At 57.3% G+C, this 14,596-nt stretch carries 13 protein-coding genes; 4 read left to right on the plus strand and 9 right to left on the minus strand.

Annotation, left to right across the window (positions count from 1 at the left end; translation table 11 throughout):
• Positions 1–2: 2 nt before the first annotated feature.
• Entirely contained in the window at positions 3–689 is a 687-nt protein-coding gene (locus tag D777_RS11990) for a hypothetical protein (RefSeq protein WP_201443372.1), read from the minus strand.
• A 382-nt stretch (positions 690–1,071) separates the two neighbouring features.
• Here D777_RS11990 and D777_RS11995 point away from each other — a divergent pair, with 382 nt between their 5' ends.
• Both D777_RS11995 and D777_RS12000 read left to right on the plus strand, forming a co-directional pair.
• Positions 1,072–1,875, plus strand: a complete 804-nt coding sequence (locus D777_RS11995) for an SH3 domain-containing protein (protein WP_160171438.1) — start codon at positions 1,072–1,074, stop codon at positions 1,873–1,875.
• Positions 1,845–2,540, plus strand: coding sequence for an outer membrane beta-barrel domain-containing protein (locus D777_RS12000; RefSeq protein ID WP_036132442.1), 696 nt, complete (start codon positions 1,845–1,847; stop codon positions 2,538–2,540). Before D777_RS11995 ends, D777_RS12000 begins: the two co-directional genes overlap by 31 nt.
• A gap of 28 nt (positions 2,541–2,568) precedes the next feature.
• On the opposite strand, the gene D777_RS12005 is transcribed toward D777_RS12000, so the two are convergent.
• The 5 genes from D777_RS12005 to mqo form a co-directional block, all read right to left on the minus strand.
• Positions 2,569–3,432: a hypothetical protein gene (locus D777_RS12005; protein ID WP_036132445.1), complete on the minus strand. Its 864-nt coding sequence runs from the start codon at positions 3,430–3,432 to the stop codon at positions 2,569–2,571.
• A gap of 44 nt (positions 3,433–3,476) precedes the next feature.
• Positions 3,477–5,147, minus strand: a complete 1,671-nt coding sequence (locus tag D777_RS12010) for an acetolactate synthase large subunit (RefSeq protein ID WP_036132448.1) — start codon at positions 5,145–5,147, stop codon at positions 3,477–3,479.
• A 32-nt stretch (positions 5,148–5,179) separates the two neighbouring features.
• Positions 5,180–7,204 carry a hypothetical protein gene (locus D777_RS12015; RefSeq protein ID WP_036132452.1) on the minus strand — a complete coding sequence of 675 codons (2,025 nt, stop codon included), beginning with the start codon at positions 7,202–7,204 and terminating at the stop codon, positions 5,180–5,182.
• A 54-nt stretch (positions 7,205–7,258) separates the two neighbouring features.
• The gene (locus tag D777_RS12020; RefSeq protein WP_036132454.1) at positions 7,259–8,491 is read right to left on the minus strand and encodes an ATP-grasp domain-containing protein; all 1,233 of its coding nucleotides are present in this window, start codon (positions 8,489–8,491) and stop codon (positions 7,259–7,261) included.
• Positions 8,492–8,649: 158 nt separating this feature from the next.
• On the minus strand, positions 8,650–10,131 hold the full coding sequence (gene mqo, locus D777_RS12025; RefSeq protein WP_036132457.1) for a malate dehydrogenase (quinone): 1,482 nt from the start codon (positions 10,129–10,131) through the stop codon (positions 8,650–8,652).
• Positions 10,132–10,456: 325 nt separating this feature from the next.
• On the opposite strand from mqo, the gene nhaD reads away from it, so the two are divergent.
• Positions 10,457–11,707, plus strand: a complete 1,251-nt coding sequence (gene nhaD, locus D777_RS12030) for a sodium:proton antiporter NhaD (RefSeq protein ID WP_036132459.1) — start codon at positions 10,457–10,459, stop codon at positions 11,705–11,707.
• A gap of 9 nt (positions 11,708–11,716) precedes the next feature.
• Positions 11,717–12,709, plus strand: a complete 993-nt coding sequence (locus tag D777_RS12035) for a calcium/sodium antiporter (protein WP_036132462.1) — start codon at positions 11,717–11,719, stop codon at positions 12,707–12,709.
• Positions 12,710–12,726: 17 nt separating this feature from the next.
• Here the strand turns inward: D777_RS12035 and D777_RS12040 are convergent, their stop codons facing one another.
• Genes D777_RS12040 through msrA form a run of 3 tightly spaced genes read right to left on the minus strand, consistent with a single transcriptional unit; the run spans position 12,727 to position 14,572 of the window.
• Positions 12,727–13,491 (minus strand): lysophospholipid acyltransferase family protein, encoded by a 765-nt coding sequence (locus D777_RS12040; RefSeq protein ID WP_036132464.1) that lies wholly within the window; start codon positions 13,489–13,491, stop codon positions 12,727–12,729.
• A complete protein-coding gene (gene msrB, locus D777_RS12045) occupies positions 13,488–13,910 on the minus strand; it encodes a peptide-methionine (R)-S-oxide reductase MsrB (RefSeq protein ID WP_036132467.1) in 423 nt (140 codons plus the stop codon). Before msrB ends, D777_RS12040 begins: the two co-directional genes overlap by 4 nt.
• Positions 13,907–14,572, minus strand: a complete 666-nt coding sequence (gene msrA / locus D777_RS12050; RefSeq protein ID WP_036132469.1) for a peptide-methionine (S)-S-oxide reductase MsrA — start codon at positions 14,570–14,572, stop codon at positions 13,907–13,909. Before msrA ends, msrB begins: the two co-directional genes overlap by 4 nt.
• Between the last annotated feature and the right edge of the window lie 24 nt (positions 14,573–14,596).

The raw sequence follows: 14,596 nt of genomic DNA on the forward strand, positions 1-14,596 counted from the left end.
GTTTACCACTCCCGGACCGAAAACTCGGGCTGCTGACGGGCTTCGGAATCGGCCACGGCCAGTTCGACGAACTTCGGCCCCTGGCTTTTGGTGAACTTCAGGCTGCTGCCGCGCTTGTATTCACGACCGTTCGGGCCTTGCCCGACGAAGAACGCTGACAGTGTGTGCTTACCGGGGCTGAGGTTACCGAGGTAGAGCTGGTGCTTCCCGCCTTTGGCCAGCGCCTGGCGTTCTTCACCACTGTAGAGGTAACTGGTAACCACGTCGTTATCCAGCCGCAGCTCCACGCCTTCAAGCCTGAAATACTCCCCGACGTTCAGAGACACGAACACATGGAACCGGGTGTTCGCGGGGAATAAAAGGTCTTCCTCCAGCACCCGAAGGTCTTTGTTCAACGCCACAACGTTTTGCTTGAGGCCCTGAATTTCCCTGGATAGCTCATTGACAGCACGCTGGGCCCGTTCCCGGCTCTCGCGGACGGAAAGCGGCGTTTCAATGATCCGCTCAAGCGCAACACCGGCATCACCGGCGGATTTCGCGACCGCTACTTCGGGGACGGTCGCCCCCTCCTGCGCGAATCCCTGACCACTCACCAGTGCGAGACACACAAGCACCAGACTTGCCAGACGCCCTAATGACAGGCCTCCGGAAAGAGCGCTTGATCCACTTTTCTGTTGAAAATCCACCATCCTGCTCCTGCGCCGACTCGCACACATTGTTGTCGACGAGTTCTGTTGAACATTCTGGGGACTGACTTGTTTGAGGTAACTGACTCTTGCTCGGAGGGGCTCTTTTTGGACGGCCTTTCACTGAGATGTCGGTCAGTTTTTTTATTGAGAACGCTTCAATCGTCAAATCGTGTTAAATAACCTATCACATGTTCTCAATGTTAATACGAAGCTTTTGACATCCGATTTTCATTCTGAGAAGGCCATCTCAAAAAAACATCGTGACAGTTGCCTAACGACCAGCCGCGCTCCAGAGTTCCCTTTAATTTTTAAATTTTCCCTTTAAAAACATTTATTTACATTTGTTAACGCATTTTAACAATTGGCACAGGTGGGCTCTCTGGTGATCAGTACGAACAGAAAGACAGGTAAGCCAGCCCGGCGACATTCCCTGCCCGGAGTCAGGCAGTCGGTGGGATCGGCGCTGACTGCGGTTCTTGTCGCGCTCGTCGGTAACGGCACGGCACACGCTGAAGACGCCGTACCGGCGCTGGAAGTCAGCGACCCGTTTATTGAACTGCACACAGCGCCCGGGCGCGGGTATCCCATTTTCCATGTCATTGAGAAAGGCGAGCAGGTCGAACTGCTGAAGCGCAAGACCAACTGGTACAAGGTCCGGGCCGCCTCGGGTGAAACCGGGTGGACCAAGGCCAGTCAACTCGGCCGCACACTGCAGCCAACGGGACTGCCCGCAGACCTGCCAGAGGTGAGCCATGGGCAGTATCTCGAGTCCAGCTGGCGAGTGGGGTTCACTGCCGGTCAGCTTGAGCAGTCCCCGAGTTTCAGTCTGACGGCCGGCTATCGCCCCCTGACCTGGCTGGGAGCGGAAATTGAGGCAGGAAAGATTTACAACCAGTCAGTGACCAGCGACTACTACGGCGCCAACCTGATTCTGGAACCCCTGCACCAGTGGTCCCTGACACCCTACGCACTGATTGGCTACAGCCAGTTCTCGTTCGATGCCAGGCAGAAAGTCCTGCTCAGCGATCTGGGAGACGCCGATGGCGTCACCCTGGGCGGCGGCCTGGGTTATTACATCGGTCGCAACTTTTTGATCCGTGCCGAGTACCGGGTGTACTCGGTGTCGTCCAACTCTGACAGCACAGGTTTAAGCGAATGGAAAATCGGACTGAACACTTTCTTCTGAGCAGCCTTCGCGGGCTCAGTAAAAAATCCGCCTGGTTTGCCGGGTTGCTTGCGCTGGTACCATTGGGCGCGGCGCAGGCACAGGAAAACGAATCAACTTCCGCGCCAGTACAGGTCATTGAGCCGGACATCAGTCCCCGCAGCATCAGCGAGGCGAATCTCGACACCGAGTTCTTCGAAGTGGGCGCCTTTGCCGGCCTGCTCTCCATCGACAATTTCAGCACCGAGCCCCTATATGGCATCAGTGCCGCCTTCCATGCCACGGAAGACTTTTTCATCCAGTTCAATTACGGCATGAGTGAAGCAGGGCTGACCTCATTCGAGGAACTGAGCGGCTCCAACGTCCGGCTGCTGACGGATGATGACAGGGATTACAGCTACTATGATTTTCTCGTGGGATACAACATCTTTCCGGGGGAGATTTTCTTTAGTGACTCGCTGACCTTCAACTCAGCGTTTTATCTGGTAGGCGGTGTCGGTAACACCGAATTTGGTGGCGAAAGCAACTTCACCACCACCCTGGGAACCGGGTTCCGGATCGTACTGCTGGACTGGCTCACGGTACACGTGGATTTCCGCGATCACATGTTTAACAGCGACCTGATCCGGCAGTCTCAGCTGACGCACAATATCGAACTCTCTTCAGGATTCACCCTGTTCTTCTGAACACCAGCTTACAGATCCGGGCCAGCTCTCAACGCTGGCCCAGATCTTCAAAGAAGGCCTTCATGTCATCCCGGATCTCGTCGAGGCGCTCTTCCCACTGGCCCCGGTATTCGGCCCAGGTCTCACTGCTGAGGCGACTCAGACGCTCACCGGTGGCAGCGATGGAACGGCTGGCATCGGCAAGGTGCTCAGCGGTAGGCTCTTCCAGCGCATCCGCTTTCTCACCCAGATCCCAGGACGCTTGCTCCAGGATTACCCGATCCTCCGCGGGTGCCTGCTCGTTATCCTCAAGGGCCTCATCCAGCGAGTCTTCCAGATCCTTCATGGCATCACGAAGCTGATCCCCGAAGTCGCTCATAGCTTCGTCGGTCTGACGGCGCAGATCATCAGAATACGCTTCCAGATCCCGGGCGAGCTCGTCCATACGCTGGCTCAGGTCGTCGGATGACTGATCAAAGCTCTCGGAAAGTTTCTCACCCAGCTTGTTTAACTGCCCCATCAGGCCACTGAACGGAGACGGGTTGAGGATGGGGTCACCGGTACGCTCATAGTCCACAACCCAGCCATCTTCAGCAGACACCAGATAGGTAATCAGCTCCAGGCGTTCGCCTTCGGAACCTTCCTCTGGGGGCAACCGGGTGACAATGGACGCCTCACGCTCTTCAATAACCACGCGGCCAAACGAGGGAACCGCGTTGGTCCAGCCACGCTTGTAGCCGTCAAACTGGCTCGGCGATGTGAGTGTGGATAACGCCACAACTTCGTCTGCATCGTTGTCAGCCACTGACTGCCAGAATGCCGCAGCCACCTCCTGAGGCGTCTCAGGTCTGCTGCACCCCGCAGACACCAATACCGCAACCAAGACCAACAGCCAACCAAGCCGGACATTCATAATCGGTTTGTTCCTTTCAGTGGATCCAGCGCTATCATACAACGCTAGAGCGGGCAGGTCAGTTGCGCCAGCTCTTCATCAAACACCCGTCGGTTCTCACTGTAATCCACTGGCACCTCAACAAGATGCACGCCGCCCGCCGACAGCGCGCGCTCCAGGATCGGGCGCAATTCATCGGTGCGGGTGACCCGATGGCCAACGGCACCGTAAGACTCCGCGTACTGCACGAAATCCGGGTTACGGTAGTCCAGCCCGAAATCGGCAAAGCCTTCCTGACCCTGTTTCCATTTGATCATGCCGTAGGCGCTGTCGCTGATAATAAGCACCACCAGATTCAGCTCCAGACGGACCGCCGTTTCCAACTCCTGGCTGTTCATCATGAAGCCGCCATCGCCGCAGATGGCCATGACCTTGAGGTGCGGATAGAGCATGGATGCCATCATCGCACTGGGCAGGCCGGCGCCCATCGATGCCAGCGCGTTATCCAGCAGCACGGTATTGTTGTCGTATGCCGGATAATTCCTGGCAAACCAGAGCTTGTACATGCCATTGTCCAGGGCGATGATGCCGTCCTCCGGCATCACCCGACGCACATCGTGCACGATACGCTGAGGGATGACGGGAAAGCTGTCGCTCTCTGCGCGATCCCCCAGGTGCTTATCCACCGCCGCCTTCACTTCCATAAAACGGCTGAAGTCGTGATTGGTGCACACGCCGCAGTGGTCAGCCATGTATTCAACGCTGTTAGCGATATCCCCTACTACCTCATGCTGGGGGAAATAGACCGGATCGACATCTGCGCCTGAAAAATTGACGTGGATAACCTTCTTTCCCCCCGGCTGCATAAAGAAAGGCGGCTTCTCGACCACGTCATGGCCGACATTGATTACCAGATCGGCATGATCGATGGCGCAGTGGATAAAGTCTCCGGCGGAGAGCGCCGCGTTGCCGAGATAACGGGGGTGCCGTTCGTCCACCACCCCTTTCCCCATTTGTGTCGTGAAGAAGGGGATACCGATCACGTTCACCAGGTGAATCAGCGCCTGGGAGACCCGCTTACGGTTGGCTCCGGCACCGATCATAATCAATGGGTGACGCGCTTCCCGGAGCATATCGCAGGCCATTTCAAGGCTTTTCGGGCTGGCAGACGGCCGCCGGGCGTCGCTGGGGGAGAAGATGTGGGTGTCCGGCGCGGGCGCCTCGGCGGCGATGTCCTCGGGAAGCTCAAGATGAACCGCTCCGGGGCGTTCTTCGGACGCCAGCCGGAATGCCTCCCGGATCTTGGCCGGTATGGTGTTGGCGTTACTGATCTGCCGGGTGTATTTGGTCAACGGCCGCATCAGATCCACCACATCCAGAATCTGGAACAACCCCTGCTTGGAGGACTTGATCGGCTTCTGGCCGGAGATCATCAGCATGGGCATACCACCGAGTTGGGCATAGGCGGCCGCCGTGACCAGATTGGTGGCCCCGGGCCCCAACGTAGACAGGCACACCCCAACCTGACCGGTCAGGCGGCCGTATGTGGCTGCCATAAATCCCGCGGCCTGTTCGTGCCGATTCAGAACAAGCTGGATGCTGCTGCCCCGAAGCGCCTCAAGCAGGGCAAGATTTTCCTCCCCCGGAACGCCGAAAATATACTTTACGCCCTCATTCTCGAGTGCCCGGATAAACAGCTCTGCACCGTTGCTCGCTTGCCCCTGCTCTGCGGTCATAAAGTCGCTCCTGCCTGGTCGTTTTTCTGGCTCTACCCTTGTGGCGAAGGCTCGGCCTGCAGGCCGTCTGACGGCAACCGGTCCGCGCCCCAGGTACGATGCACCCCATCCAGTACCCGCGCCAATTCCTCCTCACTCACATCCGCCGGCTCCCCACGTTCCAGTGGATCGAAATGGAAGATGTAGAGCCTTGAGGTGAATTGCTCAAACGGGAGCGACGATTCGCCAAAACGTTCGCCATGCCCTGCCGTACTTACGCGCACGCCATCTCCCCAGTTCTGTCCGCTGTCGTTATTGGGGTTGAAGAAGTAGACGCGCATAGCGTTTTCTGGATCCAGTGCCACACGAAGAATGGTGATCGCATGCCAACCGATGAATCGGGCGGCGGAATCCGTAACCGCAATACCGGCGGGCTGGGGATGAATCAGCGGCTGATTGCCGTTGTAGTAGGGGTGGTAACTGGCATAGAAGTGACGGACGAAACCGGGTAGATCGTCCAGTTTGCCGGTGGCGACGTCCACATTGATGGCGAAGCCCCGGCCAGCAGACCAGCCGTGAAACTCCGGATTTACCCAGCGATGCGGGTCCCCTTCACGACCGGCGCAGAGCCGGCCCATTTCGGCGTAAATCCGGTCCAGATGGGGAACCACGATCAACGACACCGGATCCAGATCCAGCGTCACTTCCGACGCCACCCCGCCAAGACTCGACAGGGAAGACACTGGCTGACCTTCGAAGTGCATCATGATCTCGTTGTCCCGGGCAGCCCAGGCCACCATTTGTAACAGGTAGTCGGGATCGTTGTAAGCCCACATGGACAACGCACGGGCGGACTGGCAGGTCGGATTGTTACCCTGGCCCACGCCCAGGGGTTGCCCCAGCATGTTCAGCACGCCCTGGAGCAGCCAGGCCCCCGGTTGCGGTTGATAGCCATAGGCCAATTGCAGCCGTTCCCGGGCTTCCGCACAGAGCGGCAGCCTGACCTGCCGCCAGAGCGCCGGGGCGACCGGCGGCTGGTAAAGAATGCCGCGTTCCAGCATCAGGGCAAGACCGTAGAGCCCCTGGGCGGTCTCCGGGAAGATGCCATCGGTAATGAGAGCGTGCACCAACTCCCGATAACACAGCAAGCAGTCCCGCCCGGTACTGGACAGGCCCAAAGCCTCACTGAGCAGGGTATCCCGATCTTCCAGAATAAACCGCACGAAGGCGGCGTGATAGGGCGATACCAGCCCGGTATCGTGCATGGATCGGGCGAAGCCCGTGGCCTCATTCTGCAGGGCCTGTGCGTCCATCGACGCGAGCCGCTGCTCGTATACCACCACTCCCGGGTCTTCGCTGCACGCCCGGGTAGGGCCGTAGAGGCTGGAGATCAGCCGATCTGCGCCACCACCAGCACCGCCGAGATCCGCATTCGGATCGGCCCGGCACATGGCGATCTGGGTGATCATCCTGCGCACGTCGGCAACCTGAATTGGGCGCTGCTGGAGGATTCGCCAGATCTCCTCGATCAGGCTTTCGATCACGTGTTCGTAACCGATCTGCTGAGCCACATACTGCACCACAGCCTGACCGATCAGCGCCAGCTTGCCCTGCTCCCGCTCGGCCTCACCGGTCATACCGAACAGTAGCCCCAGGTTAATGGCCAGCACCTGGGTCAGGTAGTGGTGGGCCTGTTCGGCGGAAACCGACGGATGGAAATAGGTCCCCCTGGCCACCGCCAGTAATCGAAGCTCACTGATGGCCTCGACAACCACGGTATCGGCACTCTGGCTCTGGAGGGAAAAGGTGGTCAGAGATGGCAGCAGGATGGCGGGGTCAGCCCAATCGGTGCCAACAAACACCCCCGCCTGTTCAAGGCGCTGCGCTCGAGCCTCAACAATCTCGCAACCACCCGGTTGCTGAAGGATTCGCCGGGCAATATCGAATACACGAGGAAGCTTGCCAGCCCTGGCAAAGGGCCGGCTCTGCTCAAGCGACTCTATCGAATGATCAAGTCTCTCTGCCAACGCGTCCATATTAACCGCTGGCACTGCGCTGCCCGGCTGGCGATCGTTCAACGACGTTCTCCTGAGGGCCTGCACCAAACCCGTTATTGTTAATGGCTCTCCTGATTATACATAGAAATCGAGATCTTCCTGATGTTTCAAAAGATCCCGCATCCGGTAGGGATCGTCACCGAAGAAGTAGACCAGCCCCCAGTGGGTTCCGAATGCCGTTCTCTTGGTCACCGTTGCCTCAAGTGGCGGTGTGAGCTCGTGGCTCTCGAAATACTCGTGATTTTCCGTTTCTTCAGGCACCTCCAGGCGGCTAACCACTCGCAGGCGCGGGTACACGCCGAAGCATCCGGCATACCCTTTCGCACCCACCACTTCCTCGGGGAAGAAGGCCTCGATTTCTTCGTCGGTTGTTTTCGGGTCGAAGGCCAGTATCAGCCCCTGATAGGCATTGAATCCATAGGCCCTCTCAAGCAGTTCGAACACCTTGAATCCCGGCGGTCGATAGGCCACCTCGCCGAAGTACATGGTGCCATCGCTGGTCACAAAGTATTCCGGGTGGACAAAGCCGAAATCGATATCGAAGGTTTTGATCAGCTTCTCGATTTCAGCCGTGATCTGGGGCCGGTATTTCTCAAGGTCAGGCGTTGCCGGGACAAACACGGAATAGCCCAGAGTGACGTACTCGGAGATATTCAGGAAACGGATCTTGCCATTGTGGATCCACGCCTCGACGGCAAACTCCCAGCCATCCAGGTGGGACTCCATCAAAACGGGAAATTCCTCGTCCGGGATCGTATCAACCTCATCCGGGGTGCGAATCACCCGGTGCCCGAGGCAGCCCGCTTTATCGAAGGCTTTCAGGTGGATCGGATCGTTGGGATCCCCATCCAGTTTCAGCAGGGTCTGGTTGACCCGCTTCAGGAAGCGGATGACATCGTCTTTGTCATGGGCTTCCTCAAAAATCCCTACTCGAATACCCCCGAGCTGCGCCCGCCGCTTCATCAGCGCCTTATCCCGCAAAAGCATGGCCTGACCGAACAACCGGGGCTTGTCCATCAGCACAGAATTGATGGCGCCGGCCCACTCCACCGTTTCTTCGAACAGGGGAATGGCCACATTCACCCCCATATCCTTTAGTGTCTGGGCGATTTCAAATGATCGGTCATTGAGCCGCTCGAAGTTCCACGGTACGTAGGGGATATCGTGCTCTTTGCAATACGCTTCGGCCCAGTCCGGAGCCACAACCACATATCGGCGGTCGAACTTGTCCGCGGCCTCTACCGCATTCAGGCTCCATCCAAGCAGGGCGACATATCCCTTGGAAGGGTCGTATTTTTGCTCGCTCATGCGCGTTCTCCTTTTTTTAAAGGGCATTACCTAACCCTAGGAGCCCTGAGAAGAATCGCAAACCGGAAGCGACCGGAACACCGGCCAAAAAAAAAGCGGACAGTTGCCATAGCCCCTGTCCGCCGCACCTATCCGGCATTCTATACCGTTTAGTTATATCAGTTGAGTTTGAGGGTGGACAGCGTCCGTTCGCGGACCTCGTTCAACAATGCCTCATTCTCAACCAGCGATTGCCCGTAAGAAGGCACCAGCGTTTTCATACGCTCCTGCCATTCCGGTGTTTTCATACTCTCCGGGAAACAGCGCTCGAGCACATTGATCATCGCATTCGCCGCCGTGGAGGCTCCCGGGGAAGCTCCAAGCAACGCCGCCAGCGTGCCATCTTTAGCCGCCACGATTTCAGTACCGAATTCCAGTTTGCCCCCGCCATCGGACGTCTGCTTGATGATCTGCACCCGTTGGCCAGCCATCTGCAGTTTCCAGTCGTCCTCACGGGCATCCGGGAAGAAGTTTCTCAGAGACGACACCCGATCCCCGTGAGACTGGAACACTTCCCCAATCAGATAACGGGTCAGGTCCATATTACTCTTGCTGACCGACAGCATCGGCTTCAGGTTAGTCGGCTTAACCGAACCGAACAGGTCGAACACCGATCCCTGCTTCAGGAAGCGGGTCGTGAAACCGGCAAACGGGCCGAACAACAACGCTGGCTCGCCGTTAATGATCCGGGTATCCAGGTGAGGTACGGACATCGGCGGCGCGCCAATAGGCGCCTTGCCGTAGACCTTGGAATGATGCTTTTCGACAATGTCCGGTTTGCCGCACACCAGCCACTGGCCGCTGACCGGGAATCCGCCATAACCACGGGCTTCCTCGATACCGGATTTCTGCAGCAACGGCAGAGCACCGCCACCGGCACCCAGGAAAACAAAGCCCGCTTCCAGCTTGGTCAGTTCCCCGGTTTTCTGGTTCTTCACCCGGACTTTCCAGCGCCCATTGTCCCGCTGATCAATGTAATGCACCGGGCAGCTCAACATCAGCTCGAAATTAGGCTGACTTTCCAGGTACTTCACCATGCTGCGGGTGAGCGAGCCGAAATCGACATCCGATCCGTGCTTGATCCGCGTGGCGGCAACCGACTGCATGGGGTCACGGTGGTTGACCACCAGCGGCATCCACGTTTCCAGTTCCTCCGGAGACTCGGTGTACTCCATCTCCCGGAACAAGTGGTGGCTACTGAGCTTCTCGTATCGGCGCTTGAGGAAGGCTACGTCTTTCTCTCCCCAGACAAAACTCTGGTGCGGCGTGCGGTTAATGAAACTCTTGGGATCGGGCAACATGCCCTGCTCAACCAGATGCGACCAGAACTGGAGGGACACTTCGAACTGTGCGTTGATCTGGAGAGCCCGCTCAATGGCGACATCGCCATCGTCGGTTTCGGGGGTGTAGTTAAGTTCACAGTAGCCGGCGTGGCCGGTGCCTGCATTGTTCCATCCGTCGGTGCTTTCATGGGCAACGTGGTCTAGACGTTCCACCATGACGATGTCCAGGGACGGATCCAGTTGCCTGAGCATCATGCCGAGAGTGGCGCTCATGACGCCACCGCCGACCAGCACTACATCTGCCTGTCTAACGGCCATTGGTTTTTACCCTAGCTAGTATTGAGCCTGTTCACTCCTCCACGATCAGCAAAGGAGCCTTTCGGAAACCGGTCGCACGCGTGATAAAAAGCGTTGCCGTCTGCTTCCTGTCTGAATTTGGGCGCAATTATCCCGATTTTCGCCGAAATAATAAATTGCGATTATCAATCAGGGCACCTGAATCGGCCTGTTGTCAGTTGATCCAGGTAATGTGTGTCCCACTTAAGAACAGTGGTTTGCTGCAGGTCAAAGGTCTAAAATCCGGCCCCACAATCTTGCCTGGCCATTCTTTGGCCCTATCGAAAACCTGGACGGGATTTTCCCAATGTCTGCCCTTGAAGCTGTATTAATTATTTTTGCTGTACTCGCGCTGCTTGGCGTTATCTTCGAAGAGGTCACCCACGTCAACAAAGCCAAGGTAACGCTTTTCTTCGGCACCCTGAGCTGGATTCTGCTCTTTCTGGCCAGCCCTAACGAGGGTGAAACGTCTGCAATTTCGACCGGCCTTACCGAGAGTATCGCGGAGATCGCAGGTCTATGGCTGTTCCTGGTCGCCGCCATGACCTTTGTGGCCTACCTGAACAAGAAAGGAATGATCGAGAATCTGATTTATCTGATCATGCCGAAACAGGTAAGTGAGCGAAAACTGCTGTTCCTGACCGGTCTGTTTTGCTTCATTTTCTCCTCTTTAGCAGACAATATCACCGCCACTTTAGTCTCATGCTCCCTGATCCTGTCCCTGGATCTGGAGCTCAAGAAACGCCTCCAGTTTGTTACCCTGGTGGTATTCGCGGTGAACTCAGGCGGCGTCTCCCTGATCACCGGCGATGTCACCACGCTCATGATCTTCCTCGCCAAAAAGGTTGAAATACTGACACTTTTGACCCTGGCGATACCCGCGTCCATCACCGTTTTCATCCTTGCTGTGTTTCTCTCCAGAGGTTTGACCGGCACCATCACACTGAGCGCGACCAAGTCGGAACTCCGGCCCGTGGACATTACGATTGCCGGCCTGTTTTTGTTAACAATCCTGAGCACCATTGCAGGCAACGCATTGTTCAGTGTGCCTCCGGTCCTGACCTTCCTGTTCGGTATGTCTGTCATGTTCCTGGTATCCCGGTTCATGAGTAACGATTCGGACCTGGATCCGATTCTCGAGTACATCCGTATCATCGAGTTCGAAACCTTGCTTTTCTTCCTTGGCATCCTGCTGTTGGTTGGCATGCTCAAGGAGATCCACGCCCTGGATTCGTTTGTGGCGATCTACGATCTCCTGCCACCGCTGTACGCCAATTACCTGATGGGTATTTTCTCGGCCGTGATCGACAACGTGCCGCTGACTGCTGCGCTGCTCAAAGCAGGCATCACCATGACTCCGGGCGAATGGATGGGTCTGACCTATGCCGTTGGTGTCGGCGGCTCCTTGCTGGTGATCGGTTCCGCGGCAGGTATTGTCGCCATGAGTAAGATTCCGGGGCTGACCTTTGGTGCCTATTTGAAGTATGTTGTGCACCTTCTCGCGGCCTATACACTTGGCTACGCGGGGGTATACATACTCGGAACATTCATTCACTGAGGCTTTTCTATGCTTTTGCCGATTGGCGCAATCCTTGCCGGGCTGGTGCTGCTGGTCTGGAGTGCCGATAAATTTGTTGAGGGCGCTGCTGCGACCGCAAAGCACCTGGGCATGCCCACACTGCTAATTGGTATGGTAATCATTGGCTTCGGAACCTCCGCGCCGGAGCTGGCTGTGTCCGCCATGGCGGCCTCTGACGGCAATCCCGGCCTGGCTCTGGGTAACGGCTATGGCTCCAACATCACGAATATCGCGCTGATCGTTGGCCTGACGGCGGTGATCGCGCCCATCGCGGTTCATTCACAGGTGGTTCGCAAAGAATTGCCGCTCCTGGTTGTACTGACCCTCATCGCTGGCGCCCAATTGCTCGATGGCGAACTGTCCCGTCTGGACGGCTGGGTCCTCCTGGCCGTCTTCGCTGCGGTGATGGGCTGGTCGATCTATCAGGGCCTTAAAGGTAAGGCAGATCCTCTGGCCAATGAGGCCGATGCGGAAATGACCGAAATGATGGAACATCCGATGCCACTGAAGTCCTCGCTGATGTGGCTGGTGGTGGGGCTGGTTCTGTTGATTGTCAGCTCGAGGCTATTGGTCTGGGGCGCGGTATCCATTGCCCAGAGCCTGGGTGTCAGCGATCTGGTCATCGGCCTGACCATTGTCGCCATCGGTACCTCCCTGCCGGAACTCGCCTCAGCCCTCGCCGCCGTGAAGAAAAATGAGCATGATCTGATCCTGGGGAATATCCTTGGCTCGGGCATTTTCAACACCCTGGCCGTGGTAGGCCTGGCCGCTGCAATCCAGCCGCTAACGGTTGACCCAGAAGTGCTCTATCGCGACTGGACGCTGATGCTGGCCTTAACGCTGGGACTTCTTGCCATGGGCTTCGGTTTCACTGGCAGTCGCAAACTGATCAGCCGTTTCGACGGAGCCGTGTTACTCGTTGCCTACGTTGCCTACACCGGTTACCTCCTGTCTACCGTGGTGACCGCGAGCACAGCCTGAACCGGATTCGGGGCCGATTACTCGGCCTCGCCATCCCCCAACAACGTTTCGATACGACTGCGCACTTCCTGCATGATTTCCGGCAGGTCTTCTTTGGTTTTACCCGAGGTATCCAGGGGCTCACCAACGCGGACGTCTACAGGCTGTCCCAGGTTGATCTGCCAGCTACGAGCCGGCAGCACCCTGTGAATACCGCGAATGGCCACGGGGACAATAACGGCTTCGGTATCGAGCGCCAGGTGAAAACACCCTTTCTTGAACGGCAACAGCTTTCCATCCGGAGAGCGGGTGCCTTCCGGCGCCGCCCAGAGCACAATACCGCTTTCCATCATTTCCTTTGCCCGCGCCAGGTCCTTCACGGCCTTCTGACGATTCGAGCGGTCCACCGAGGGGAAATCGCCCGCCTTCATGGCCTGTCCCAGAAGCGGAATACTGAACAGCTCTTTCTTGGCCAGCATGCGTATCGACCCGGGCAAAGACACAAAGGACACCGGGATATCGTAGTGGCTGGCGTGAGTACACATGACGATGTACCGGCGACCGTTACTGAAATCCGGCACTTCACCACGAACCGTCAGGCTTGAGCGCACCAGTCGCAACAAGCCGGCAGACCACTCCCGGCAATACTTATCCATCATGGGACGATCAAGACGACCGAACATTGCCCGGAGAAGGACCATCAGCGAGTAGATCGCCGTCAAGCCCACCGAGCCCAGCACCACGACTGCTCGCCAGAGCAGGGTCGCGGATTCCGTCAGCGGGTTCAGTTTCAGTCGGTTCATGCTTCCCTGAACACCATGGCAATGGAGTTCAGGCAGTAGCGCTGACCGGTTGGAGGCGGGCCATCAGGGAACACATGCCCGAGGTGGCTATCACAACGAGGACAGCGGATTTCGGTACGAGTCATCCCGAGGCTGCTGTCTTCCAAGTATCGGATATGCTCCGGATCGAATGGCTGGAAGAAGCTTGGCCACCCGGTGCCTGAATCAAACTTTGCGTTCGAGCTGAACAGCGGCAGGTCGCACAGGCGGCAGTGATAAGCGCCCGTTTTCTTGTTGTCCAACAAAGTGCCACAAAAAGGATGTTCAGTACCATGATCCAGCAGAACCCTGCGCTCTTCTTCCGTGAGGTCCGCAGCCTTCTGTTCGATCTCGTCGCGGGTCAACGGCGTCAGGTCATAACCTGCGGCAGAAACGCTCATGCTTTGCCTCCTTCGGCATCGGTATCCTGGTTGTCGGTATATTCCGGCTTAAGCCTGTCCCCATAATAATCCGTCAGCTTTTCCATTTTTGGAGCTGCGACAGCCATAATGTACGGCTGCCAGGGGTTTCGGGCTGCAAAGTTCTGATGATAGGCCTCTGCCGGGTAGAAAGCCTCCAGAGGTTCCAGCGTCGTGACGATCGGCTCGGGGTACACGCCAGCGTCGTCCAGCTGCCGGATGTAGGCCTCGACCACGTCTTTCTGTGCCTGCGTCTCGTAGAACACGGCCGAACGGTACTGGGTTCCCCGGTCATTGCCCTGGCGATTGAGCTGAGTAGGATCGTGGGCCACCGAGAAGAACACCTTGAGCAGCTCACCGAAGCTGACTTTGGTTGGATCATAGTGGACATCAACAACCTCAGCATGGCCCGTGGCCCCGGTGCACACTGCTTCATAGTTCGCAGTATCGGCCTGGCCACCCGCGTAGCCCGACTCAACACTTTTCACCCCGTTTATCGCGATCAACACGGCTTCGACACACCAGAAACAACCGCCAGCCAGGACCACGCGGGCGTCGTCGCCAGATTGTTCCAGATTCTGCTCCGGGTCCGGAAACCGACTCCGGGGAACCGTCAGCCCCGGTATATCACAGGAAGTCGCCATCGTATCCTCGCTTTCATCCTAAGG

It is taken from the genome of Marinobacter nitratireducens, from assembly GCF_000708045.1.
GTDB lineage: Bacteria > Pseudomonadota > Gammaproteobacteria > Pseudomonadales > Oleiphilaceae > Marinobacter > Marinobacter nitratireducens.